This is a genomic window from Kitasatospora purpeofusca, assembly GCF_000718025.1.
In the GTDB taxonomy this organism is placed as follows: Bacteria; Actinomycetota; Actinomycetes; order Streptomycetales; family Streptomycetaceae; genus Kitasatospora; species Kitasatospora purpeofusca.
Genome location: NZ_JODS01000026.1, coordinates 75,534 through 99,827 on the forward strand (window position 1 = coordinate 75,534; position 24,294 = coordinate 99,827).

19 protein-coding genes are annotated in these 24,294 nt (G+C 72.1%); 14 read left to right on the forward strand and 5 right to left on the reverse strand.

Annotated elements, in window-relative coordinates; all coding sequences use genetic code 11:
• The first annotated feature begins 115 nt into the window (after positions 1 to 115).
• Positions 116 to 1,318: a phosphatidate cytidylyltransferase gene (locus tag IF01_RS0130195; protein WP_369826152.1), complete on the forward strand. Its 1,203-nt coding sequence runs from the start codon at positions 116 to 118 to the stop codon at positions 1,316 to 1,318.
• A gap of 75 nt (positions 1,319 to 1,393) precedes the next feature.
• Positions 1,394 to 2,494, forward strand: coding sequence for a dual-specificity RNA methyltransferase RlmN (gene rlmN / locus IF01_RS0130200; protein ID WP_030396757.1), 1,101 nt, complete (start codon positions 1,394 to 1,396; stop codon positions 2,492 to 2,494).
• Between the two features lie 93 nt (positions 2,495 to 2,587).
• Here rlmN and IF01_RS0130205 read toward each other — a convergent pair whose 3' ends face one another.
• From IF01_RS0130205 to IF01_RS0130220, 4 genes are all read right to left on the reverse strand, one after another.
• Positions 2,588 to 3,739 carry a hypothetical protein gene (locus tag IF01_RS0130205; protein WP_030396758.1) on the reverse strand — a complete coding sequence of 384 codons (1,152 nt, stop codon included), beginning with the start codon at positions 3,737 to 3,739 and terminating at the stop codon, positions 2,588 to 2,590.
• A gap of 13 nt (positions 3,740 to 3,752) precedes the next feature.
• A complete protein-coding gene (locus IF01_RS0130210; protein ID WP_030396759.1) occupies positions 3,753 to 4,508 on the reverse strand; it encodes an ABC transporter ATP-binding protein in 756 nt (251 codons plus the stop codon).
• Between the two features lie 322 nt (positions 4,509 to 4,830).
• Positions 4,831 to 6,225, reverse strand: coding sequence for an aspartate aminotransferase family protein (locus IF01_RS0130215; protein ID WP_030396760.1), 1,395 nt, complete (start codon positions 6,223 to 6,225; stop codon positions 4,831 to 4,833).
• Positions 6,222 to 6,695 (reverse strand): Lrp/AsnC family transcriptional regulator, encoded by a 474-nt coding sequence (locus tag IF01_RS0130220; protein ID WP_030396761.1) that lies wholly within the window; start codon positions 6,693 to 6,695, stop codon positions 6,222 to 6,224. Before IF01_RS0130220 ends, IF01_RS0130215 begins: the two co-directional genes overlap by 4 nt.
• Before the next feature lie 270 nt (positions 6,696 to 6,965).
• Here IF01_RS0130220 and IF01_RS0130225 point away from each other — a divergent pair, with 270 nt between their 5' ends.
• From IF01_RS0130225 to IF01_RS0130235, 3 genes are all read left to right on the forward strand, one after another.
• A complete protein-coding gene (locus IF01_RS0130225; protein ID WP_030396762.1) occupies positions 6,966 to 8,441 on the forward strand; it encodes a gamma-aminobutyraldehyde dehydrogenase in 1,476 nt (491 codons plus the stop codon).
• A gap of 171 nt (positions 8,442 to 8,612) precedes the next feature.
• On the forward strand, positions 8,613 to 9,971 hold the full coding sequence (locus tag IF01_RS0130230) for an aspartate aminotransferase family protein (protein WP_030396763.1): 1,359 nt from the start codon (positions 8,613 to 8,615) through the stop codon (positions 9,969 to 9,971).
• Positions 9,972 to 10,039: 68 nt separating this feature from the next.
• A complete protein-coding gene (locus IF01_RS0130235) occupies positions 10,040 to 11,257 on the forward strand; it encodes a polyamine ABC transporter substrate-binding protein (protein ID WP_051756498.1) in 1,218 nt (405 codons plus the stop codon).
• Between the two features lie 78 nt (positions 11,258 to 11,335).
• On the opposite strand, the gene IF01_RS0130240 is transcribed toward IF01_RS0130235, so the two are convergent.
• Positions 11,336 to 12,985: a PucR family transcriptional regulator gene (locus IF01_RS0130240; RefSeq protein ID WP_030396765.1), complete on the reverse strand. Its 1,650-nt coding sequence runs from the start codon at positions 12,983 to 12,985 to the stop codon at positions 11,336 to 11,338.
• A gap of 326 nt (positions 12,986 to 13,311) precedes the next feature.
• Here IF01_RS0130240 and IF01_RS0130245 point away from each other — a divergent pair, with 326 nt between their 5' ends.
• From IF01_RS0130245 to IF01_RS0130285, 9 genes are all read left to right on the forward strand, one after another.
• Complete coding sequence (locus tag IF01_RS0130245; protein WP_030396766.1) at positions 13,312 to 14,823, forward strand: gamma-aminobutyraldehyde dehydrogenase; 1,512 nt, start codon at positions 13,312 to 13,314, stop codon at positions 14,821 to 14,823.
• 53 nt (positions 14,824 to 14,876) lie between these two features.
• Positions 14,877 to 16,133, forward strand: coding sequence for a polyamine ABC transporter substrate-binding protein (locus tag IF01_RS0130250; RefSeq protein WP_030396767.1), 1,257 nt, complete (start codon positions 14,877 to 14,879; stop codon positions 16,131 to 16,133).
• A 38-nt stretch (positions 16,134 to 16,171) separates the two neighbouring features.
• The gene (locus IF01_RS0130255) at positions 16,172 to 17,314 is read left to right on the forward strand and encodes an ABC transporter ATP-binding protein (protein WP_030396768.1); all 1,143 of its coding nucleotides are present in this window, start codon (positions 16,172 to 16,174) and stop codon (positions 17,312 to 17,314) included.
• On the forward strand, positions 17,311 to 18,255 hold the full coding sequence (locus tag IF01_RS0130260; RefSeq protein WP_030396769.1) for an ABC transporter permease: 945 nt from the start codon (positions 17,311 to 17,313) through the stop codon (positions 18,253 to 18,255). Before IF01_RS0130255 ends, IF01_RS0130260 begins: the two co-directional genes overlap by 4 nt.
• A complete protein-coding gene (locus IF01_RS0130265) occupies positions 18,255 to 19,058 on the forward strand; it encodes an ABC transporter permease (protein ID WP_030396770.1) in 804 nt (267 codons plus the stop codon). Before IF01_RS0130260 ends, IF01_RS0130265 begins: the two co-directional genes overlap by 1 nt.
• Positions 19,059 to 19,139: 81 nt before the next feature.
• Complete coding sequence (locus IF01_RS0130270) at positions 19,140 to 20,534, forward strand: NAD(P)/FAD-dependent oxidoreductase (protein WP_030396771.1); 1,395 nt, start codon at positions 19,140 to 19,142, stop codon at positions 20,532 to 20,534.
• Positions 20,535 to 20,741: 207 nt separating this feature from the next.
• On the forward strand, positions 20,742 to 21,173 hold the full coding sequence (locus IF01_RS0130275; RefSeq protein ID WP_030396772.1) for a bifunctional DNA primase/polymerase: 432 nt from the start codon (positions 20,742 to 20,744) through the stop codon (positions 21,171 to 21,173).
• A gap of 73 nt (positions 21,174 to 21,246) precedes the next feature.
• Complete coding sequence (locus IF01_RS44420) at positions 21,247 to 22,161, forward strand: hypothetical protein (protein ID WP_051756500.1); 915 nt, start codon at positions 21,247 to 21,249, stop codon at positions 22,159 to 22,161.
• A gap of 172 nt (positions 22,162 to 22,333) precedes the next feature.
• Positions 22,334 to 23,857: a CoA-acylating methylmalonate-semialdehyde dehydrogenase gene (locus IF01_RS0130285; protein ID WP_030396774.1), complete on the forward strand. Its 1,524-nt coding sequence runs from the start codon at positions 22,334 to 22,336 to the stop codon at positions 23,855 to 23,857.
• Positions 23,858 to 24,294: the final 437 nt, after the last annotated feature.

Here is a 24,294-nt window from a genome sequence, read left to right on the forward strand (position 1 = left end):
ACCCGGCCAGTACGACCGGCCCGGGCAGTACGGCTCGGGTGACCCCGGCCACCGAACGGGTCACTCCCAGCAGCCTCCGGTGTACTGGGACCCCGACGCGGAGGAGACTCAGGTCATGCCTCCCGTTCCGGCCGACCCGGGCCCGCAGCCGGCAGCCCCGTCCGGGCCCGACCCCGCCGAGGGGTCGTCCCGCGAGACGGGCCGGCTGAGCGGACCGCTGTTCCGCGACGAGCAGCCCGGGGCGGTGGAGCCGGGCGCGTCGGAGACGGTCGTGCTGCGCGCGATCACCGACGACGCCAGGTCCGCCCCGGTCGGCGGACCGTACCCGGGCGCCGCGGCGTACCCGGGGCCGTCGGCGCCGCAGGCGCCGCCGGTCGCGGCGGGTCACCCCGGTGTGCCGGGCGGACCGGCGGCGGGGCAGCCGTTCCTCGTGCCGTCGTCCCACCCAGGGCAGGAGACACCAGTGGCCCAGCCCGATCCGCAGCCTCAGCCGGCGCAGCGCAAGCAGCGCGGTGGCCGCAACCTCCAGGCCGCGATAGGCGTGGGAGTCGGCCTCGGCGCGGTCATCGTCGCCTCGCTCTTCTTCGTCAAGGCCCTGTTCCTGGCCGTGGTGATCGCGGCGGTGTCGGTCGGCGTCTGGGAGCTGACCAGCAGGCTCGCCGAGCGCAAGGAGATCAAGGCGCCGCTGGTCCCGCTGGTCGTGGGCGGCATCGCGATGGTCGCCACCGGCTACTGGTCGGGGATCCAGTGGGCGGCGGCCTCGCTCGCGCTCACCGGCCTCGCGGTGATGGTCTGGCGGATGGCCGAGCCGCCGGAGAACTATCTGCGGGACATAACGGCGGGCATCTTCACCGCCTTCTACGTCCCCTTCCTCGCCACCTTCGTGGCGATGATGCTGGCGGCCGACGACGGTCCGCAGCGGATCGTGCTGTTCCTGATCGTCACGGTGTGCAGTGACACCGGCGCCTACGCGGTGGGCTACAAGTTCGGCCGGACCAAGCTGGCGCCGACGATCAGCCCGGGCAAGACCCGCGAGGGCCTGGCCGGCGGCATCGGCCTGTCGATGCTGGCGGGCGCGCTGCTGATGGAGCTGATCATCGACGGCGGCAGCTGGTGGCAGGGCCTGATCCTGGGCGGCTGCGCGGCGGTCACCGCGACCCTGGGCGACCTGGGCGAGTCGATGATCAAGCGCGACCTCGGCATCAAGGACATGGGCACCCTGCTGCCCGGTCACGGCGGCATCATGGACCGGCTGGACTCGCTGCTGCCGACCGCCCCGGTGGTCTGGCTGCTGCTGGCGGCCTTCGTGGGCAGCTGAGGCCACCCGCCCCGGCCCGGGGCCCCGGACGCACGGCGTCCGGGGCCCTCGCGCGTCTGCGACACTGGATGAACCATGCCTAAGCCCGGAGAACTCACCTTTGTCGCGCCGCGCGGCGCCAAGCCCCCGCGACACCTCGCCGACCTGAGCCCCGCCGAGCGCAAGGAGGCCGTCGCCGAGCTGGGCGAGCAGCCGTTCCGCGCGAAGCAGCTCTCCAACCACTACTTCGGCCGGATGTCGAACGACCCGGCGAGCTGGACGGACATCCCCGCCGCAAGCCGGGAGAAGCTCATCGAGGGGCTGCTGCCCGAGCTGATGTCGGTGCTGCGGCACGTGTCCTGCGACGACGACACCACCCGCAAGACGCTGTGGAAGCTGTTCGACGGCACGCTCGTCGAGTCGGTGCTGATGCGCTACCCGGACCGGGTCACCATGTGCATCAGCTCCCAGGCGGGCTGCGGCATGAACTGCCCGTTCTGCGCCACCGGCCAGGCCGGGCTGACCCGCAACCTGTCGACGGCCGAGATCGTCGAGCAGATCGCCGCCGGGATGCGCTCGCTCCGCAGCGGGGAGATCCCCGGTGGCGAGGCCCGGCTGTCCAACGTGGTGTTCATGGGCATGGGCGAGCCGCTGGCCAACTACAAGCGGGTGCTGGCCTCGATCCGCAGGCTGACCGACCCGGCGCCGGACGGCTTCGGCCTGTCCCAGCGCGGCATCACGGTCTCGACCGTCGGCCTGGTCCCGGCGATGTACCGGTTCGCCGACGAGGGGCTCAGCTGCCGTCTGGCGCTGTCGCTGCACGCTCCGGACGACGAGCTCCGCGACGAGCTGGTGCCGGTCAACACCCGTTGGAAGGTCGCCGAGGTGCTGGACGCGGCGTGGAACTACGCCGAGAAGTCCGGTCGCCGGATCTCCATCGAGTACGCGCTGATCAAGGACATCAACGACCAGGCGTGGCGGGCGGACCTGCTCGGCCGGCTGATCAAGAACCACCGGGTGCACGTCAACCTGATCCCGCTGAACCCCACCCCGGGCTCCAAGTGGACGGCCTCGCGCCCCGAGGACGAGCGGGAGTTCGTCCGGCGGCTCCAGTCGCACGGCGTGCCGACGACCGTCCGCGACACCCGCGGCCAGGAGATCGACGGCGCCTGCGGCCAGCTCGCGGCGGCGGGCTGATCGAACGACGAGCCGGACCACCGGCCGAATCACGCGGAAGGGCCCGGCCATCGGCCGGGCCCTTCCGCGTCGTCCGTGGACCGCCCCGGCGGCTCAGCGCAGTCCGGCGGCGGCCAGGGCGGCGGTCGCCCCGCCGGTGACCAGCAGGACCGTGCCGGTCATCAGGGTCCGCAGCACGACGGCGCCGAACAGCAGCCGGGGCGCCGCCCCGAGCCGCAGCAGCGCCTCGGCGACACCCCGGCGGGCGGTGCGCAGCTCGGCCAGCCGGACCACCACCGCCCCGGCCGTGCAGCCCAGCACCAGCGCGGCCTCGATCGCGGGCAGGACATCGGCGCTGCCGGGCTCGCCCAGCCAGTAGCGGACGGTGGTGAGCACCACCGCGAGCGCCAGGGCGAGGACGGCCAGCGGCGCCCCGAGCCGGCGGGCCTGGGCGGTGAGGCCGCGGCCGGCGAGCAGCCGCAGCGGGGTGGGCCGCCCGACCGCCAGCAGCCGGCCGGCCCAGCCGAGCAGCGGGCCGGTGAGCAGGGCGAGGCCGACCGCGGAGGCGACCCAGCCGCCCAGCGCGGCGGTGCTGGTGCTGCCGAGACCGGCCGGCAGCTGGATCGGGCGGCCGTCGGCGGCGGCGCCGGGGCGCAGCGCGATCAGTTCCAGGGCGAGGCCGATGACGGCGAGGCCGATCGGCAGGGCGAGCCGCCACGGGCCGAAGCCGGTCGGTTCGGCGCCGGAGCGGCCGGGCAGGGTCTCGGCGGGCCGGACGGCCCCGGCGGCGGCGAGTCCGGCGGTCAGCGGCACGAGGGCGAGCAGGGTGACCGGTGCGGCGGCGGGGAGGGCGACGCCCATGCCCAGTTCGTCGGCGAGGCCCGGTCCGGCGATGTCGTTGCGCAGGACCAGGAAGAGCAGCAGGGTGAGTCCGGCGCCGGCCCCGCAGGCGAGCGCGACCTCGCCGGCGATCAGCGCGCGGATCCGGCCGGCCCCGGCGCCGGCGGTGGTGAGCCCGGTGATCCGGTCGGCCCGCCGGGCGGGCACGGCGCGGGCGGCGACGGCCGCGAACCAGGCGACCGCGGCCAGCGGGGGCAGGCACCAGAGCAGCCGGACGAGCGCGTCGTGGCCGTCGGCGGGGCCGCTCATCGCCCGACCGAGCGCGCGCAGCAGGAAGGCGGCGACGACCGCGCCGGCCAGGGCGGTCAGCAGCCAGCGGCCGAGGTCGAGGACCCGGTAGCCCCGGGCCAGGCGGAGATAGAACACGGCGTCGACTCTTTCAGCGGCCGGCGGCCGGGACGGCGGTGGCCCCGGCGGTGCCGGGGGCGGCGATGCCGCGCGGCACGGGCGTGGCGGGGCCGGTCAGGCGGCCGTCGAGGAGGGCGACGGCGCGGTCCGCGTACCGGACGAGCTCGGGGTCGTGGGTGGCCAGCACGAGGGTGAGCTGGTGGGAGCGGGCCGCGCTGGTCAGTATCCGCAGGACCTGTTCGGCGGTCTCGCGGTGCAGCGGGGCGGTGGGGTCGTCGGCGAAGACGACCGGCGGGAGCGGCGCGAGGGCGCGGGCGACGGCGATCCGCTGGCGCTGGCCCTGGACCAGCCGTTCCGGCCGGACCTTGGCGAGGTCGCCGATGTCCAGGCGTTCCAGCCACTCGTCGGCGGCGGTGTAGGCGGCCTTGCCGCCGGCGCCGGCCAGCAGCAGGGGCAGGGCGACGTTCTCCCGGGCGGTCAGTTCGGGGACCAGGTGCGGTTCGGAGCCGACGAAGCCGAAGCGGTCGCGGCGCAGCCGTTCGCGGCCAGCCCGGCCGAGGGTGTGCACGGGGGAGCTGTTGAACCAGACCTCGCCCTCGTCCACCGGGAGCAGGGCGGAGAGGCAGCCGAGCAGGGTGCTCTTGCCGGAGCCGCGCGGGCCGGTGACGGCGAGGACCTCGCCCTCCCGGACCCCGAGCGAGACGCCGCGCAGCGCGGGGGTGCCCTGGTGGGACTTGACGATCCCCCGGGCCCACAGCACGTCGTTGTCAGGAGGGGCCGCTGACATGAGGTTCCATCCTGGGTGGCCGCAGGGATATGACAGTCGTCAGATTAGAACGATCGGGCCTGGGCGCGGTTGCGGCACACTGGCCCATCCGGGGCAAATCACCCGCAATCAGGCGTGTTTGATCGACGGACCGATGGCGGAACGGCCGGGAACCGCCGTCGGAACCGTGCCGGGGCGGTGTTGGGAACCGCCGCCGGAGCCGCAGTCGGGGCAGTGCCGGGAACGCCGCAGGGCGGCCCCGCCGAAGCGGGAACGCCGCAGGGCGGCCCCGCCGAAGCGGGACCGCCCTGCGACTGAGGGTGGGGAGGAAAGTTCCGAGGGGTCAGATCTTCGCCCACGCGTCGGTGAGGCTGGTCCGCAGGATCTGCTCGATCTCGTCGAAGGTCGACTGGTCGGAGATCAGCGGCGGCGCCAGCTGGATGACCGGGTCGCCACGGTCGTCGGCGCGGCAGTACAGGCCGTTCTCGAAGAGCGCCTTCGACAGGAAGCCGTAGAGCACGCGCTCGACCTCGTCGTCGTTGAACGACTCCTTGGTGACCTTGTCCTTCACGAGCTCGATGCCGTAGAAGTACCCGTTGCCGCGGACGTCGCCGACGATCGGCAGGTCGCGCAGCTTGTCCAGGGTGCCCAGGAACTTCGACTCGTTGTCGAGGACGTGCTGGTTCAGGCCCTCGCGCTCGAAGATGTCGAGGTTGGCCAGCGCCACCGCGGAGGAGACCGGGTGGCCACCGAAGGTGTAGCCGTGCAGGAAGGTGTTGTCACCCTTGTAGAACGGCTCCGCCAGGCGGTCCGAGATGATCGTGGCGCCGATCGGGGAGTAGCCCGAGGTCATGCCCTTGGCGCAGGTGATCATGTCGGGCTGGTAGCCGAACTTGTCGGCGCCGAACATGGTGCCGAGGCGGCCGAAGGCGCAGATGACCTCGTCCGAGACCAGCAGCACGTCGTGGCGGTCGCAGATCTCGCGCAGGCGCTGGAAGTACCCGGGCGGCGGCGGGAAGCAGCCACCGGCGTTCTGCACCGGCTCGACGAAGACCGCGGCGACGGTGTCGGCGCCCTCGTTGAGGATCGCGACCTCGATCTCGTCGGCGCACCAGCGGCCGTACGCCTCGGGGTCGACCGTGCCGTCGGGGCCGGCCAGGAAGGCCGGGGCGCGGTAGATGTTGGTGTTCGGGGCCTTGTGGGTGCCCGGCACCAGCGGCTCGAACGGGGCCTTCAGGCCCGGCAGGCCGGTGATGGACAGGGCGCCCTGCGGGGTGCCGTGGTAGGCGACGGCCCGCGAGATGACCTTGTACTTGGTCGGCTTGCCGGTCAGCTTGAAGTACTGCTTGGCAAGCTTCCAGGCGGTCTCGACGGCCTCGCCGCCACCGGTGGAGAAGAAGACCTTGTTCAGGTCGCCCGGGGCGTAGTTGGCCAGGCGCTCGGCCAGCTCGACGGCCTTCGGGTGGGCGTAGCTCCACACCGGGAAGAAGGCGAGCTCCTTGGCCTGCTTGGCGGCGGCCTCGGCCAGCTCCTCGCGGCCGTGGCCGGCCTGGACGACGAACAGGCCGGCGAGGCCGTCGAGGTACTTGCGTCCCTTGTCGTCCCAGACGTAGGTGCCCTCGCCCTTGACGATCGTCGGCACGGGGGAGTTCTCGTACGACGACATGCGGGTGAAGTGCATCCACAGGTGGTCGTAGGCGGTCTTGGAAAGGTCCTTCTGCGCCGGGTCGGCTGTCATCGGGTGCCCCAGGTGTAGGTCTGTTTCCGGAGCTTCAGGTAAACGAAGCTCTCGGTGCTCCGCACGCCGGGAAGCGCGCGGATGCGCTTGTTGATCATTTCGAGCAGGTGCTCGTCGTCCTCGCAGACCAGTTCGGCCAGGAGGTCGAACGAGCCGGCGGTGCAGACGACGTAGTCGACCTCGTCGAGGGCGGCCAGCGCGTCGGCGACGGGATCGATGTCTCCTTCGACCCGGATTCCGACCATCGCCTGGCGGGTGAAGCCGACGGTGAGCGGGTCCGTGACGGCGACGATCTGCATCACGCCCTGGTCGAGCAGCTTCTGGACGCGCTGTCGCACGGCCGCCTCGGACAGGCCGACGGCCTTGCCGATGGCGGCGTACGGGCGGCGCCCGTCCTCCTGGAGCTGCTCGATGATCGCCTTGGAGGCGGCGTCGAGGGGAACGCTGGCGTTCCGGTCGCGGTTGGCCACGCCGCCACTGTGCCCGATCGGTCTCGTGTGCGCAAGCGCGGCAGCTGCTGATTTCGTCGAGATCTTGGAAAACGCATGCGGATTTCATCGTCTATGCGCGCTCGGCCTGTCGATAACGGCAGTCGTACGGCTACCCTGGCTACGGTACGCGCGCGGCTCCGCTGTGCCGCGCGCATTCCGCCAACCAGTGGACCGCGGCACGACCGGCGCGGCCACTCGGCGCCCGCCGTCGGCCCCGGCAACCGACGTACCATGGCGCCGGATTCTGCAATGCCGCAGGCCGAGACCGAGGAGACATCCGTGAGCGACCTTCGCACGCTGCGCAACTACATCAACGGTGAGTTCGTCGATGCGGCCGACGGCCGCACGCTCGACATCGTCGACCCGACGACCGGCGAGGTCTACGCGACGTCCCCGCTGTCCGGCGCCTCCGACGTCGACGCCGCCATGGACGCCGCCGCGGCCGCGTTCCCGGCCTGGCGGGACTCCACCCCGAGCACCCGGCAGAAGCTGCTGCTGAAGATCGCGGACGCGGTCGAGGCCCGTGCCGACGAGATCGTCGACGCCGAGGTCCGCAACACCGGCAAGCCGCGCGGGCTGACCCTCTCCGAGGAGATCGGTCCGATGGTGGACCAGATCCGCTTCTTCGCCGGCGCCGCCCGCCTGCTGGAGGGCAAGTCCGCCGGTGAGTACATGGACGGCATGACCTCGATCGTCCGCCGCGAGCCGGTCGGCGTCTGCGCCCAGGTGGCGCCGTGGAACTACCCGATGATGATGGCCGTCTGGAAGTTCGCCCCGGCCATCGCCGCCGGCAACACCGTGGTGCTGAAGCCCTCCGACACCACCCCGGCCTCCACCGTGCTGCTGGCCGAGATCATCGGCGGCATCCTCAAGGACCTCGAGCTCCCGGCCGGCGTCTTCAACGTGATCTGCGGCGACCGCGAGACCGGCCGGCTGATGGTCGAGCACCGGACCCCGGCGATGGCCTCCATCACCGGCTCGGTGCGCGCCGGCATCCAGGTCGCCGAGTCGGCCTCCAAGGACGTCAAGCGCGTCCACCTGGAGCTGGGCGGCAAGGCCCCGGTCGTGGTCTTCGAGGACGCCGACATCGCCGAGGCCGTCGAGGGCATCTCGGTGGCGGGCTTCTTCAACGCGGGCCAGGACTGTACCGCCGCCACCCGCGTGCTGGTGCACGAGTCGATCCACGACGCCTTCGTCGAGGCGCTGGCCAAGGCCGCCGCCGAGACCAAGACCGGTGGCGTGGACGACGAGGACGTGCTCTACGGCCCGCTGAACAACGCCAACCAGCTGAAGCAGGTCTCCGGCTTCATCGAGCGCCTGCCGCAGCACGCCAAGGTCGAGGCCGGTGGCCACCGGGTCGGCGACAAGGGCTACTTCTACGCCCCGACCGTCGTCTCCGGCCTGAAGCAGGACGACGAGATCATCCAGAACGAGGTCTTCGGCCCGGTCATCACCGTGCAGCGCTTCTCCGACGAGGAGCAGGCCGTGGACTACGCCAACGGCGTCGAGTTCGCGCTGGCCTCCTCGGTGTGGACCAAGGACCACGCCCGCGCCATGCGGATGTCGCGCCGCCTGGACTTCGGCTGCGTCTGGATCAACACCCACATCCCGCTGGTCGCCGAGATGCCGCACGGTGGCTTCAAGAAGTCCGGCTACGGCAAGGACCTCTCCTCCTACGGCTTCGAGGACTACACCCGCGTCAAGCACGTGATGACCGCCATCTGAGCGAGCACCACCACCGGAGCACGGTCCGACCGGACGACGATCGTGTGATCCGACCATGGGCCCGGGTCCCCGCGACCCGGGCCCTGTGCCTTTGCACCCTGTCGGCCGTTGAGCCGACCGGCTGACAGGATGGCTCTCCACTTCGGTACGGCGAGTCCCTAGCCTTGCCGCATGAGCATCCCCACCGCCGACTCGGCCGCCGGCCAGGCCGTCAAGGCCGCCGACCGCGCGCACGTCTTCCACTCGTGGTCCGCCCAGGCGCTGATCGACCCCCTCGCGGTGGCCGGCGCCGAGGGCTCGTACTTCTGGGACTACGACGGCAACCGCTACCTGGACTTCTCCTCGCAGCTGGTCAACACCAACATCGGGCACCAGCACCCGAAGGTGGTCGCGGCCATCCAGGAGCAGGCGGCGAAGCTCTGCACCATCGCCCCCGGCTTCGCGGTGGAGGCGCGCAGCGAGGCCGCCCGGCTGATCGCCGAGCGCACCCCCGGCGACCTGGACAAGATCTTCTTCACCAACGGCGGCGCCGAGGCCAACGAGAACGCCATCCGGCTGGCCCGGCTGCACACCGGTCGGCAGAAGGTGCTCTCCACCTACCGCTCGTACCACGGCGCCACCGCCAACGCGATCGCCCTCACCGGCGACCCGCGCCGCTGGGCCAGCGAGACCGGTGTCTCCGGCATCGTGCACTTCTGGGGCCCGTACGCCTACCGCAGCAACTTCCACGCCGAGAACGAGGCGCAGGAGTGCGAGCGCGCGCTGGCCCACCTGGAGCAGGTCATCGCCTTCGAGGGCCCCGGCACCGTCGCGGCCGTCATCCTGGAGACCGTGGTCGGCACCGCCGGCATCCTGATCCCGCCGCCCGGCTACCTGGCCGGCGTCCGGGAGATCTGCGACCGCTACGGCATCGTGTTCATCCTCGACGAGGTGATGGCCGGCTTCGGCCGCACCGGCGAGTGGTTCGCCGCCGACCACTGGGGCGTCACCCCGGACCTGCTGACCTTCGCCAAGGGCGTCAACTCGGGCTACGTCCCGCTCGGCGGCGTGGCGATCAGCGCGGAGATCGCCGCCACCTTCGCGGAGCGGCCGTTCCCCGGCGGGCTCACCTACTCCGGCCACCCGCTGGCCTGCGCCTCGGCCGTCGCCACCATCAACACCATGGCGGAGGAGGGCATCGTCGAGAACGCCAAGCACATCGGCGAGACCGTGCTCGGCCCCGGCCTGCGCGAGCTGGCGGAGCGCCACCCGTCCATCGGCGAGGTGCGCGGACTCGGCGTCTTCTGGGCGCTCGACCTGGTGAAGGACCGCGCCACCCGCGAGCCGCTGGTGCCGTACAACGCGGCGGGTGCCGCCAACGGCCCGATCGCCGAGCTGGCCGCCGCGTGCAAGCAGCGCGGGCTCTGGCCGTTCGTGAACATGAACCGCTTCCACGTCGTTCCGCCGTGCACGGTGACGGAGGAGGAGGCGAAGGCCGGCCTCGCCGTCCTCGACGAGGTGCTGTCGCTGGCCGACGCGCACACCGTCTGACTCTCACCGACAGGACGGCCCCGGGCGCCCTCGCGTCCGGGGCCGTCTCCCGCTCCGGAGGCCCCACCATGCCCAGCACCACCCCCGCCCGCCGCCCGAGCGGTCTCCACGGTCCGACCCGCCGCCGTCCGTCCCGCCGCGGGGTGCTCGGCGCCGGTGCCGGACTGTTCGGGGCCGCCGCCCTGACCGGCTGCGGCATCCCGTCCGCCTACGTGGACGAGGACCGCCGCTCCGCCCCCGACCGCTCGGAGAGCGAGAAGCGGCTGGGCTTCTCCAACTGGACCCAGTACATCGACGTCGACGACGACGGCGGGCGCCCGACCCTGGACGCCTTCACCGAGCGGACCGGCATCAAGGTCACCTACACCGAGGACATCAACGACAACGACGAGTTCTTCGGCAAGATGGGCCCGGTGCTCACTCAGGGCACCGACCCGGGCCGCGACCTGATGGTGGTCAGCGACTGGATGGCCGGCCGGTACGTCTCGCTCGGCTGGGTGCAGGCCATGGACCGGGCCAACCTGCCCAATGTCACGGCGCAGCTGGACCCGCAGCTCGCCGACCCGGCCTTCGACCCCGGGCGCCGGCGCAGCGTGCCCTGGCAGTCCGGGATCACCGGCATCGCGTACAACCGCAAGGAGCTCGGCCGGGAGATCAAGTCCGTCGCCGACCTCTGGGCGCCCGACCTGAAGGGCCGGGTCACCCTGTTCGCCGGGCTGGACGAGGCGCTCGGCCTGCTGATGCTCGCCCAGGGCGCCGACATCTCGGCGTTCACCGAGGACCAGGCCCGGCAGGCGATGGACCTGGTGCAGCGGATGGTCGACAGCCGGCACGTGCGGCGGTTCACCGGCAACGACTACACCAGCGACCTGGCCTCCGGCGCGGCGCTGGCCTGCCAGGCGTACTCCGGCGACGCCGTGCAGCTCACCGCCGAGAACCCGGACATCGCGTTCGTGGTGCCCGAGGAGGGCGGCGAGCTGTGGGCGGAGAGCCTGATGATCCCCAACCGGGCCGAGCACAAGCGCAACGCCGAGCTGCTGATCGACCACTACTACCAGCCCGAGGTGGCCGCCGAGCTGGCGGCCGCGGTGCAGTACATCTGCCCCGTTCCGGCCGCCCGCGAGGTGCTGGCGGCCAGCGGGGACCGGGAGAAGGCGGAGCTGGCGGAGCACCCGCTGCTCTTCCCGACCGAGGAGATGCGGGCCCGGCTGCACACCATGCGCGACGTCGGCTCCGCCGAGCGGCCCGGTCTGCACAAGGTCTGGACCCGGATCACCGGCGTCTGACCGGCGTCCAGGGGCCGTGGCCCCGCCCCCGTCGACCGGTCCTTCTCGGGGCGAGCGCGGGGGCGGGCGGCGACCGGGTCAGCGGCGGACGGCGTCCAGCGCGAGCAGGGCGACATGCAGCGAGAGGCAGGACTCGACCTGGTCGAGGTCGACCCCGAGGATCCGCTCGACCTTGTGCAGCCGGTCGTAGAAGGACGGCCGGGACAGGTGCGCGGCGTCCGCCGCCGCGGACTTGTTCCGGCCCTGCTCCAGGTAGATCCGCAGCATCTGCACCAGCTGGCCGTTGTGCTCGGCGTCGAAGGCGAGCAGCGGCCCCAGCTCCCGCTCCACGTAGGTCTGCAGCCGGGCGTCGTCCCGCAGCAGGTGCAGCAGTCCGCGCAGCCGCACGTCGGGCAGCCGGTAGTAGGACGCGGCCCGACCGCCGGGCGCGTCGTGCAGCGCCGCGTCGGCGACCTGGGTGGCCTCCAGCAGGGTGCGCCGGGCGTCGCGGACCGAGCCGACCGAGGAGCCGACCGCGACCACCGGTTCCGGCGCGGTGGCGTCCCGGGCCGCCTCGGCGGCCAGCCGGCGCAGCGCCGCGGCGAAGGCGTCCAGCGCGGCGTGCTCGTCCTGCTGCGGGCCGAGCGTGATCAGCACGCCGACGCCCTCGTCGTCCAGGGCCCCGACCAGGGCGGACAGCCGGCAGGCGCGGACGGCGCTGGCCGCGAGTTCGGTGAAGTCGCGCAGCCGGGCCTGCGCCTCCAGCGCGGCCGGGATCGGGCCGCGCCGCTGCCGCAGCACCGCGCCGACCAGCCGCCGCCCCTCCAGCGGCACGCCGAGCGCCTGGGCGCGCAGGGCCACCTCGGAGACGGTCAGCGCATGGGTGAGGATCCCGGAGAGCAGCGTGCGGTGGGTCTGCCGCTCCAGGCTCTCCCGGTCGCGGACCACCAGCCGGTTGAGGGCCAGCGCGGAGGCGCCGCGCTCCAGCAGCATGGTGAACGGGTGCGGCCCGCCCTCCGGCTGCGGACCGGGCTCCTGCATCAGCACCAGCCGGCCCCAGTCCTGCCCGCGGGCGCCGACCGCGGTGACCAGCCAGCCGCTGCGCGGGTCGTACCCGGTGCGCCCGGGCGGGCGCACCCCGCGCGAACGGCGCTCCCAGTCCTCCAGCAGCTCGGCCTCGGGCCGCCCGGCGGACTCGTGGGTGAGCACCTGGTGGGCGAGGTTCTCCAGGACGACCGGGGCTCCCGCTATCCGGGACACCTGGCGGACCACCTCGGCCGGTTCGGCGCCCTCCACGACCAGTTCGTTGAACACCTGGTGGATCGCCTCGGAGGTGCGCAGCTGCTCCAGCTGGGCGTTGACCACCAGGGCGTGCACGGCCTCGGTGACGGAGACGAAGCGCAGTTCGCGGCGTAGCGCGATCAGCGGCAGTCCGCGCTGCTCGGCAGCGTGCACCAAAGCGCGCGGCAGGCTGTCGAAGTAGCGCCGGCCGTACTCGATGACCAGTCCGGCGACGCCGATGTCGGCGAGCTCGCGCACGTACCGGGCCAGGCCCTCGCGGTCCTCGGGCAGGGCGATGCCGGTGCTCAGCACCAGTTCGCCGCCCTGCAGCATGCCGGCGACGTCGGGCAGCTCGCTGACGTGGACCCAGCGGACCGGGCGTTCCAGGTGGTCGGCTCCGGCCACCACCTGGGGGAGGCCGCGGCGCATCACCTCCAGGTCGAGCACACGGGCGACGGTGGGGAGCATCGCGGGGCCTCCAGGGTTCAGAGTGTCAGGGAAATCATCCATCGCGGCGACGACCTGTTGCCCTGCCCGAAGCCTTGCACCTTGTAAGGCGCTTTCCGCCGAGGTTGTCGCAGTGGTCCTTGTCACGCCCCGGCGCCAGCAGGCATGGTCAGCGGGTCGACCGTGACGGTTCCGGCCCTGTGGCCGGAACCCGGCGCCACGAGCGCGACGACCGGCCTGCCGGCCACGCCCTGTCCGCCCCCTCGCCCGCCCCCCACGGCGGCGCGGGCGGGACGGCCCGGGGCGGTCGTCCGGACGGTCGCACCACCGGAACCTGGAGGAACCAGATGGACCTGACCGACTTCGGCGCGGGCGCGCAGTACATCGCGGGCCGGCAGAGCCGGGGGAGCGGTGACGCCTTCCAGGTCGTCAACCCGGCCGACGGAAGCGTCGTCGAGGAGTTCTCCCTGGCCTCCACCGGACAGGTCGACGAGGCCGTGGCCGCCGCCCGGGCCGCGCTGCCGGAGTGGGCCGGTGCCACCCCCGGTGCCCGCTCCGAGGCGCTCACCCGGCTGGCCGCCGTCCTCACCGACGCGGCCGCCGACCTCGCCCGGGTGGAGACCGCGCAGACCGGCAAGCCGATCAAGCTCTCCACCGAGTTCGACGTCCCCGGCACCATCGACAACACGGCCTTCTTCGCCGGGGCCGCCCGCAACCTGGAGGGCAAGGCGGCCGGCGAGTACTCCGGCGACCACACCTCGTACGTGCGGCGCGAGGCGATCGGCGTGGTCGGTTCGATCTCGCCCTGGAACTACCCGCTCCAGATGGCCGCCTGGAAGGTCCTCCCGGCGATCGCGGCCGGCAACACCATCGTCCTCAAGCCGGCCGAGCTGACCCCGCTGACCTCGCTGATGTTCGCCCGGGCCTGCACCCTGGCCGGCATCCCGGACGGCGTGGTCAACGTCGTCACCGGCGCGGGCCGGGTCGCGGGCGAGCACCTGGTGTCGCACCCGGACGTCGCGATGGTCTCCTTCACCGGCTCCACCCCGGTCGGCAAGCGGGTCGCCGAACTCGCCACCGCGACCGTCAAGCGCACCCACCTGGAACTCGGCGGCAAGGCCCCGTTCGTGGTCTTCGACGACGCCGACCTCGACGCCGCGGCGCACGGCGCCGTCGCCGCCTCCCTGATCAACAGCGGCCAGGACTGCACCGCCGCCACCCGCGCCTACGTCCAGCGCCCGCTCTACGACGCCTTCGTGGCCGGCGTGGCCGAGCTGTACCGGGGGATCCGGCTGGGCGACCCGCTGGACCCGCGCACCGACCTCGGCCCGCTGGTCTCCTTCACCCACCGCGACCGGGTGGCCGGCTTCGTCGAGCGCGCCCGCGGCTACGCGACCGTGGTCACCGGCGGCGCCGCGCCCGCGAAGGGCCACGACGGCACCGACCTCACCCGCGGCGCCTACTACCGCCCCACCCTGATCACCGGCGCCGCCCAGGACAGCGAGGTCGTCCAGGGCGAGATCTTCGGCCCGGTGCTGGTGGTCCTGCCCTTCGACAGCGACGACGAGGGCCTGCGGCTGGCCAACGACACCCCCTACGGCCTGGCCGCCTCCGCCTGGACCAGCAACGTCCACCGCTCGCTGCGGGCCACCCGCGAGCTGGCGGCCGGCTGCGTCTGGGTCAACGACCACATCCCGATCCTCAGCGAGATGCCCCACGGCGGCTACAAGTCCTCCGGCTACGGCAAGGACATGTCGCAGTACTCGCTGGACGAGTACACGCAGGTCAAGCACGTCATGTTCGACACCACCGCGGTCGCCCGCAAGGACTGGCACCGCACCGTCTTCGGAGACAGATAACCCGGACCGGGGTGCCCCCCACACCCCCCTTCGCCCCCCAGGAGGCCCGTCCCATGGCGTTCAACGAGCTCACCGACGGACTGTCGGAACCGGTCCGCAAGGCCTGGGAACGCAGTCTGACCAGTGGCCGGGCCGCTCTCGGCCGGCGCGCCGTGCTGCGCGCCGCCGCCCTGACCGCCGGCGCGGCCGGCCTCGCCGCCTGCGGCATCCCGCCCGCCGGGCACACCGGCGGGACGGGCGACTCCACCGCGAACGCCGCCAAGGACCTCTCGGACAGCGAGAAGGAGGTGAACTTCTCCAACTGGCCGCTCTACGTCGACACCGACGAGAACGACAAGGAGAAGCACGGCACCCTGGAGGCCTTCACCGCCGCCACCGGCATCAAGGTCAGGTACACCGAGGACGTCAACGACAACGTCGAGTTCTTCGGCAAGGTCAAGCCGCAGCTCGCCGCCGGCCAGGACACCGGCCGCGACCTGATGGTGCTCACCGACTGGATGGCGGCCCGGCTGATCCGCCTCGGTTGGGCGCAGAAGCTCAAACCGGCCAACGTCACCACCGCCATCACCAACGTCGAGTCCCGCTTCCGGGCCCCCGACTGGGACCCGGGCCGGCTGTACAGCTACCCGTGGGCCGGCATCCAGGTGGTCATCGCCTACAACCGCAAGGCCACCAAGGGGAAGGAGGTCACCAGTGTCGCCCAGCTGCTGGAGGACCCCGACCTCAAGGGCCGGGTGACCTTCCTCTCCGAGATGCGCGACAGCATCGGCATCACCCTGCTGGACATGGGCAAGGACCCGGCGAAGTTCACCGCCGACGACTACGCCGCCGCGGTCGCCCGGCTGCAGAAGGCGGTCGACAACAAGCAGATCCGCCGCTTCACCGGCAACGACTACGGCCAGGAGCTCTCCTCCGGCGACATCGCCGCCTGCGTCGCCTGGGGCGGCGACCTGATCCAGCTGCAGGCCGACAACCCGGACATCGAGTTCGTCATCCCCGAGAAGGGTTTCGTGACCAGCACCGACAACCTGCTGGTCCCGGCCAGGGCGCAGCACAAGACGAACGCCGAGAAGTTGATCGACTTCTACTATCAGCCGAAGATCGCGGCGCAGCTGACCGCAGGCATCGGCTTCGTCTCCGCCGTCACCGGGGTGAAGGAGGAACTGGCCGCGATCGCCCCGGACAGCGCCGCCAACCCGCTGGTCGTCCCCACCCCCGGGATGGCGGCCAAGGCGCACGTCTTCCGGACCCTCACCGAGACCGAGGAGAGCGACTTCGAGGAGAAGTTCTCCAAGCTCATCGGCGCCTGACCCCCACTGACGGCAGCGAACCCAGAGAGACACCATCCATGACAGAGCAGCAGAGCCCCGCAGCCGTCGGCGGCGACGTCCGGCTCACCGGCATCGGCAAGACCTACGGCTCCTTCACCGCCGTCCACCCGCTGGACCTGACCGTCCCCCAGGGCTCCTTCTTCGCCCTGCTCGGCGCCTCCGGCTGCGGCAAGACCACCACCCTGCGGATGATCGCCGGCCTGGAGGAGCCCACCAGCGGCACCGTCCTCATCGGCGGCCAGGACGTCACCGCGCTGCCCCCGTACAAGCGGCCGGTGAACACCGTCTTCCAGAGCTACGCGCTCTTCCCGCACCTCGACATCTTCGAGAACGTCGCCTTCGGCCTGCGCCGGCGCGGCCGCAAGGACGTCAAGAAGCAGGTCGAGGACATGCTCGAACTCGTCGAGCTCGGCCAGTACGCCCGGCGCAAGCCGCACCAGCTCTCCGGCGGCCAGCAGCAGCGCGTCGCCGTCGCCCGCGCGCTCATCAACCACCCGCAGGTGCTGCTCCTCGACGAGCCGCTCGGCGCCCTCGACCTCAAGCTCCGCCGCCAGATGCAGCTGGAGCTCAAGCGGATCCAGACCGAGGTCGGCATCACCTTCGTGCACGTCACCCACGACCAGGAGGAGGCCATGACCATGGCCGACACCATCGCGGTGATGAACGGCGGCCGGGTCGAGCAGCTCGGCGCGCCCGCCGAGCTCTACGAGAACCCCGCCACCACCTTCGTGGCCAACTTCCTCGGCCAGTCCAACCTGCTGCCCGCCGACGTCACCGGCGGCGCCGGCGAGGACCTGCTGCTCAGCGCCGCCGGCGCCCGGCTCACCGTGCCCCGGGCCCGCTGCGCCACCGAGGCCAGGCGGGTCCACCTCGGCGTCCGCCCGGAGAAGATCACCATCGAGCACGGCTCCGCCGAGGTCGCCGAGGGCCGCAACCGGCTGGCCGGCACCGTCGTCGACTCCAGCTTCATCGGCGTCTCCACCCAGTACCTGGTGCGCACCGAGGGCGGCCAGGAGGTCACCGTCTTCGAGCAGAACATGGAGCGCGACGCCCGGGTCGTCCCCGGCGCCCCGGTCGTCCTGCACTGGAACCCGGCGCACTCCTTCGCCCTCGACGCCGCGCAGGCGATCGACGCGGGCACCGGGGAGGCGGCGGCATGAGCACCCTCACCGAGGCCGCCCCGCCGCAGGCGATACCCCCCGACAGCGGCCAGCCCGCCGGCTCCGCACCCAGGACCCGGCGCAAGCTCACCCCGTACTGGCTGCTGCTGCCCGGCGTCGCCTGGCTGGTCGTCTTCTTCGCCGTGCCGATGCTCTACCAGGGCTCCACCTCGCTGCAGACCGGCTCGCTCGAGGACGGCTTCCGCGTCACCTGGCACCTCGCCACGTACTGGGACGCCCTGGTCGAGTACAAGTGGCACTTCGTCCGCTCGTTCGGCTACGCGGCCACCGCGACCCTGCTCTGCCTCGCCATCGGCTACCCGCTCGCCTACACGATCGCCTTCAAGGCGAGCAAGCGCTGGCGCAGCGTGCTGCTGATCCTGGTCATCGCGCCGTTCTTCACCAGCTTCCTGATCCGCACGCTGGCCTGGAAGACCATCCTCTCGGACGGCGGCCCGGTGGTCGGCCTGCTCAACACCCTGCACGTGCTGGACGTCACCAGCGCGATCGGTCTCACCTCCGGCGACCGCGTGCTGGCCACCCCGCTCGCCGTGGTCTGCGGCCTCACCTACAACTTCCTGCCGTTCATGATCCTGCCGCTGTACACCTCGCTGGAGCGGATCGACCCGCGCCTGCACGAGGCCGCCGGGGATCTCTACGCCCGCCCGTTCACCACCTTCCGCAAGGTCACCTTCCCGATCTCGCTCCCCGGTGTGGTCGCGGGCACCCTGCTCACCTTCATCCCGGCCTCCGGCGACTACATCAACGCCCAGCTGCTGGGCTCGCCGAGCGAGCAGATGGTCGGCAACGGCATCCAGAAGCAGTTCCTGAACGTGCTCGACTACCCCACGGCCGCCGCGCTCAGCTTCATCCTGATGGCCCTGATCCTGGGCATGGTGACGGTCTACATGCGCAAGGCCGGGACGGAGGAACTGGTCTGATGTCCCGATTCTTCACATGGATCCGCGCGCACCTGGTGGTGCTGGCGGGCCTGCTGGCCCTCGCCTACCTGGTACTGCCCAACCTGGTGGTCCTCGCCTTCTCGTTCAACAAGCCGGTCGGCAAGTTCAACTACGAGTGGAACGAGTTCTCCACCGACGCCTGGACCGACCCCTGCGGCGTCGCCGACATGTGCCAGTCGCTCTCGCTGAGCCTCCAGGTCGCGGTGCTCGCCACCGTCGGCGCCACCGTGCTCGGCACCATGGTCGCCTTCGCGCTGGCCCGCTACCGCTTCCGCGGCCGCTCCGCCACCACCGCGATGATCTTCCTGCCGATGGCCATGCCCGAGGTGGTCATGGCCGCCTCGCTCGGCACGCTCTTCCTCAACATGCGCATCCCGTTCGGCTTCACCACCATCCTCATCGCGCACATCATGTTCTGCCTGAGTTTCGTGGTGACGGCGGTCAAGGCACGCGTGATGAGCATGGACCCGAGGCTCGAGCAGGCCGCCCAGGACCTCTACGCCACCCCGGTCCAGACCTTCCTGCGGGTCACCCTGCCCCTCGCCGCCCCCGGCATCGCGGCCGGCGCGCTGCTCAGCTTCGCGCTCTCCTTCGACGACTTCATCATCACCCAGTTCAACTCGGGACCGACCACGGTCACCTTCCCGATGTTCGTCTGGGGCGCCTCGCAGCGCGGCATCCCGGTCCAGGTGAACGTCATCGGCACCGCGATGTTCATCGCCGCCGTCGGGCTCACCGTGGGCGGGCAGTGGCTCGGGAACCGCCGGAAGGCGACCGCCTGACCGCCCCGGCCGCCGTCCCGGCGTACCGTCGGGACGGCGGCCGATCATCACCATCAATGTGCAGAAAGTGGCTGATAATGCATGGACTCCGCCCGCGCGCTCAGTGACGCCAGGCCCACCCCCTTCTGGCTCGAGGACCCGGGGCGGCCGACGGCGCAGCCCGCCCTGGTCGGCGACGCCCACTGCGACCTCCTGGTCGTCGGCGGCGGCTACTCCGGCCTCTGGACCGCCCTCGTCGCCAAGGAGCGCGACCCCTCCCTGGACGTCGTCCTGGTCGAGGGCCAGGAAGTGGGCTGGGCCGCGTCCGGGCGCAACGGCGGATTCTGCGCGGCCAGCCTGACCCACGGCTTCGGCAACGGCCTGCAGCGCTGGCCCGCCGAGCTCGGCCGGCTGGAGCGCCTCGGTGCCGACAACCTCGACGGCATCGAGGCCACCCTCACCCGCTACGGCATCGACGCCGAGTGGGAGCGCACCGGCGAGATCGACATCGCCACCCAGCCCCACCAGCTCGACGAACTCCACGAGGTCGCCGAGGCCGTCGCCCAGTACGGCCTCGACGTCACCGTGCTCGACCGCGGCGAACTGCGCGCCCAGGTCGACTCGCCGACCTTCCTCGGCGGGATCTGGGACAAGGAGGGCGTGGCCATGGTCCACCCCGCCAAGCTCGCCTGGGGCCTCAAGCAGGCCTGCCTCGGCCTGGGCGTGCGGATCTTCGAGCACACCCCGGCCGAGGCCCTGCGCGAGCACGGCGCCGGCATGGCCGTCCGCACCCCCTACGGCCGGATCTTCGCCGGCAAGGTCGCGCTCGGCACCAACGCCTTCCCCTCGCTGGTCAAGCGCGTCCGTCCGTTCATCGTCCCGGTGTACGACTACGCGCTGATGACCGAGCCGCTCAGCGACGAGCAGCTGGCCGCGATCGGCTGGAAGGGCCGCCAGGGCCTCAGCGACAGCGCCAACAAGTTCCACTACTTCCGGCTCTCCGCGGACAACCGGATCCTCTGGGGCGGGTACGACGCCGTCTACCGGTTCGGCGGGCACGTCCGGCACGAGTACGACCAGCGGCCGGAGACGTTCCGCACCCTGGCCCGGAACTTCTTCACCTGCTTCCCGCAACTGGAGGGCGTCCGCTTCACCAACGCGTGGGGCGGCGCGATCGACACCTGCACCAGGTTCTCCGCGTTCTTCGACACCGCCTACCGGGGCCGGGTCGCCTACGCCGCCGGCTACACCGGCCTCGGCGTCGGCGCCACCCGGTTCGGCGCCGAGGTCATGCTCGACCTGCTCGCGGGCGAGCGCACCGAGCGCACCGAACTGGAGATGGTGCGGCGCAAGCCGCTGCCCTTCCCGCCCGAGCCCGTCCGCTGGGCCGGCATCGGCATCACCACCCGCTCGCTGGAGCGCGCCGACCGCACCGGCGGGGAGCGCAACCTGTGGCTGCGCACCCTCGACAAGCTGGGGCTCGGCTTCGACAGCTGACCGGTGCACGAGCTGACCGGTGCACGAGCTGACCGGTACAACGGGTCCGGTCCACGAATTCGGTTCACGGATCCGGGCCGGACCCGTGAACCGGACCCGTGTACTCGTGTAAGAGAGACCCGCCGTTCGCCTCTCGAAGGTGACGGCGGGTCTCCGCATGCCCCGCCGCGTTATCGAACACACCGACGCGCAGAGCGGGGACAGCACATGGAGACCACGGCACTCGACTGGCTGGCCCAGGCCGCGCCGGACCCGCAGGCCTTCCGGGCCCAGTGGGAACGCTCCGGCCTCGGCCTGGTCCTGCTCCCGGCCGGACGGCACTGGGACGTCCTCTCGGTACCCGGCCGGCTGGGCCGCCCGGTCGTCGAACTCCTCGGCACCGGCTCCTGCGGACCGGTCCTGGCCGACTTCGGTGACGAGCACATCGGCTTCCTGGTGCCCGCCGGCACCGCCGCCCGCTGGATCGGCACCGGCGTGCGCTGCGCCGGGGAGGGCACCTGGATCGTCGTCCCCCACCCCGAGCGGCGGGGCCGGGGCGTGCGCTGGCTCGTACCGCCCGACGGGTCCGGACGGCTCAACGACCCCGTACTCCTGGAACTCGCCCTGCACGAGGCGGCGGCCGGGCTCGGCGACTGGTGACCGGAGCGGTCCGGCCCGCCTGCGGTCCTCCCGGTCGGGCGCGCCGGAGGGGGCGGCGCGCCAGACTGGAGGGGTGACCACAGCCCCGGACGCCGTCGACCCCGCCCTCCACCCGGGCCCGGCCCAGCTGCGCCTCGTGGACCTGGCCCGACCCGTGCGCGAGCGGTACGGCCTCGCCCTCGCGGGCGGGCACGCCCTGCGCGCCCACGGCGTCCGGGCCTGCGACCAGGACGGGATCACCCTGGTGGCCACCGGGACCGCCGACCTGCCCCGGGCCGCCGCCGAGCTGGCGCAGGCCTACCGGACGGTGGGCGGCGTGGTCGTGGAGCGTCCCGGCACGCCCCGGCTGGAACAGCTCTCCGTCCGGCTCACCCTGGGCGGGCGGGCGCACACCGTCGAACTGCGCAAGGAACCGCTGGGGCACCGTCCGGTCCGCCTCGACCTCGGCGGCCCCGGTCCCGACGGCGCTGGTTCCGACGGCGTTGGTTCCGACGGCGTTGGTTCCGACAGCGTTGGTTCCGACAGCGCGCCCGGCACCCCGCTCGTGGTGGACACGGTCGCGCTGGAGGACGCCGCCGCCCTCACCACCGCGCTGCTCGTCGACCGGGCGATGCCCCGGGACCTGATCGACGTGCACGCCCTCACCGCCTGCTACCGGGAGGGCGAACTGCTCGCGCTGGCCACCGCGCTGGACGCCGAGTTCCAGCCCACCGCGCTCGCCGACCGGCTGGAGACCCTGGCCGAGGCCGCCGACGGGCGGTTCCGGGCCCGCGGCCTGCCCGGCGGGGAGGTCGACGCGCTGAAGCGGTGGGCGCTGGCCTGGGCCCAGGACCTCAGGCTGGACCTCCTGGAGACCCGCGAGGACGCGGACGGCCTGCACGACCCGTACCTCGAGGACGTGGAGGCCCGGGAGGACCTGGTGGACCTGGAAGACGTGGAGGACGTGGAGGACCGGGCCCTCGGAACGGGTCGGCAGTACGACCTGTAAGGCTGAATCCGCAATCCCCGTCAGCCTGTTCGTTGAGGCAGCCCCCACCGCCCAGCAGACTGGACGAGTGAGCGCGGTAGCCCCGTGACCTCGCCGCCCCCGTCCCGTGCGGGCGGCGTCACACAAGGGACCGGTGGCGCAAGGCCGCCCGGACTTCGGAGGCAGACGGACCTTGAGCAAGCACATCACCCACTGGATCGGCGGCCGCCCGGTCGCCACCGCCGGTGCCGCGCCCCGTCGCGGTGACATCTTCGACCCGGCCACCGGCCAGGTCACGGGCCACGTCGACTTCGCGGACGTCGCGGACGTCGACCAGGCGGTTGCCGCCGCCGCCTCGGCCTTCACCGAGTGGCGCGCCGCCTCGATCGCCAAGCGCACCACGGTGCTCTTCGCCTTCCGCGAGCTGCTCAACGCCCGCAAGGACGAGCTGGCGTCGATCATCGTCGCCGAGCACGGCAAGGTGCACTCGGACGCGCTCGGCGAGATCGCCCGCGGCCTCGAGGTCGTCGAGTACGCCTGTGGCATCCCGCAGCTGCTCAAGGGCGGCTTCACCGAGCAGGCCTCCACCGGCATCGATGTCTACTCGATCCGTCAGCCGCTCGGCCCGGTCGCCATCATCTCGCCGTTCAACTTCCCGGCCATGGTGCCGATGTGGTTCTTCCCGATCGCCGTCGCGGCCGGCAACACCGTGGTGCTCAAGCCGTCCGAGAAGGACCCGTCCGCCGCCAACTTCCTGGCCGAGCTGTGGAAGGAGGCCGGTCTGCCGGACGGCGTCTTCAACGTCGTCCACGGTGACAAGGTCGCCGTGGACCGGCTGCTGGAGCACCCCGACATCAAGTCGGTCAGCTTCGTGGGCTCCACCCCGATCGCCCGCTACGTCTACGAGACCGGCACCCGCTACGGCAAGCGCGTCCAGGCCCTCGGCGGCGCCAAGAACCACATGCTGGTCCTGCCGGACGCCGACCTCGACCTGAGCGCCGACGCCGCTGTCAACGCCGGCTTCGGCGCGGCCGGCGAGCGCTGCATGGCGGTCTCCGTCCTGGTCGCGGTCGACCCGATCGGCGACGAGCTGGTCGAGAAGATCAAGCAGCGGATCGCCACCCTCAAGGTCGGCCCCGGCTGCAACGGCGAGTCCGAGATGGGCCCGCTCGTCACCGGCCAGCACCGGGACAAGGTCACCTCCTACGTGGAGTCCGGCCTCGCCGACGGCGCCGAGCTGGCCGTCGACGGCCGCAAGCACGAGATCACCGCCGAGGACCGCAACGGTTCGCCGACCGCGGACGGCTTCTGGCTCGGCCCCACCCTGTTCGACCACGTCAAGCCCGGCATGTCCGTCTACAACGACGAGATCTTCGGCCCGGTCCTGTCCGTGGTGCGGGTCGACTCCTACGAGGAGGGCCTGGCCCTCATCAACGCGAACCCGTACGGCAACGGCACCGCCATCTTCACCAACGACGGCGGCGCGGCCCGGCGCTTCCAGTACGAGGTCGAGGTCGGCATGGTCGGCATCAACGTGCCGATCCCGGTCCCGGTCGCCTACTACTCCTTCGGCGGCTGGAAGGCCTCGCTGTTCGGCGACGCCCACGCCTACGGCCAGGACGGTGTCCAGTTCTTCACCCGCGGCAAGGCGGTCACCCAGCGCTGGCTGGACCCCTCGCACGGTGGCATCAACCTGGGCTTCCCGACCAACAACTGATCCGGACGGGCACCCGCCCGCTCCCGCTCCGAGCCCCTCCCGCTCGACAGGCCGGCCCGCACCCGTGCGGGCCGGCCTGCGGCTTGTCCCGGGAGTTTGCCGGGCGTTTGCCTTCGGCCGCGAACCGGCGTAGTGTTCCCTAGTCGCTCGACAGGGAGCACCGGACACGCAGCAGCGCGGACGGTCCCGGGGCGGCCAATCCTCGAAACACCACTTCCAGAACCGACTGAGCTGCGCCATGCCTTTTGGCTTTCGCAGCAAGGGTTTGTTTTGTTGTGCTCATTTTTGATGATTGCGGCCGGATTCGCTTTTCGGAGCGGGGGTCGGCTAGAGTTTGGAACGTCGGACGGGGCGTCAAGCCGCAGAAGACACCAGCGAGTTGGACGAAGGAAGCGCCGGGAACGGCACGGAAAACATCTGATAAGCTGGGAACACGA

Bases quoted from the DNA above. Each gene is read 5' to 3' on its own strand.
- IF01_RS0130235 (WP_051756498.1), top strand. From the start codon at position 10,040: ATGCCCAGCACCACCCCCGCCCGCCGCCCGAGCGGTCTCCACGGTCCG.
- IF01_RS0130255 (WP_030396768.1), top strand. From the start codon at position 16,172: ATGACAGAGCAGCAGAGCCCCGCAGCCGTCGGCGGCGACGTCCGGCTC.
- IF01_RS0130260 (WP_030396769.1), top strand. From the start codon at position 17,311: ATGAGCACCCTCACCGAGGCCGCCCCGCCGCAGGCGATACCCCCCGAC.
- IF01_RS0130250 (WP_030396767.1), top strand. From the start codon at position 14,877: ATGGCGTTCAACGAGCTCACCGACGGACTGTCGGAACCGGTCCGCAAG.
- IF01_RS0130210 (WP_030396759.1), bottom strand. From the start codon at position 4,508: ATGTCAGCGGCCCCTCCTGACAACGACGTGCTGTGGGCCCGGGGGATC.
- IF01_RS0130270 (WP_030396771.1), top strand. From the start codon at position 19,140: ATGGACTCCGCCCGCGCGCTCAGTGACGCCAGGCCCACCCCCTTCTGG.
- IF01_RS0130215 (WP_030396760.1), bottom strand. From the start codon at position 6,225: ATGACAGCCGACCCGGCGCAGAAGGACCTTTCCAAGACCGCCTACGAC.
- IF01_RS0130265 (WP_030396770.1), top strand. From the start codon at position 18,255: ATGTCCCGATTCTTCACATGGATCCGCGCGCACCTGGTGGTGCTGGCG.
- IF01_RS0130240 (WP_030396765.1), bottom strand. From the start codon at position 12,985: ATGCTCCCCACCGTCGCCCGTGTGCTCGACCTGGAGGTGATGCGCCGC.
- rlmN (WP_030396757.1), top strand. From the start codon at position 1,394: ATGCCTAAGCCCGGAGAACTCACCTTTGTCGCGCCGCGCGGCGCCAAG.
- IF01_RS0130195 (WP_369826152.1), top strand. From the start codon at position 116: ATGCCTCCCGTTCCGGCCGACCCGGGCCCGCAGCCGGCAGCCCCGTCC.
- IF01_RS0130225 (WP_030396762.1), top strand. From the start codon at position 6,966: ATGCCGCAGGCCGAGACCGAGGAGACATCCGTGAGCGACCTTCGCACG.
- IF01_RS0130230 (WP_030396763.1), top strand. From the start codon at position 8,613: ATGAGCATCCCCACCGCCGACTCGGCCGCCGGCCAGGCCGTCAAGGCC.
- IF01_RS0130245 (WP_030396766.1), top strand. From the start codon at position 13,312: ATGGACCTGACCGACTTCGGCGCGGGCGCGCAGTACATCGCGGGCCGG.
- IF01_RS0130275 (WP_030396772.1), top strand. From the start codon at position 20,742: ATGGAGACCACGGCACTCGACTGGCTGGCCCAGGCCGCGCCGGACCCG.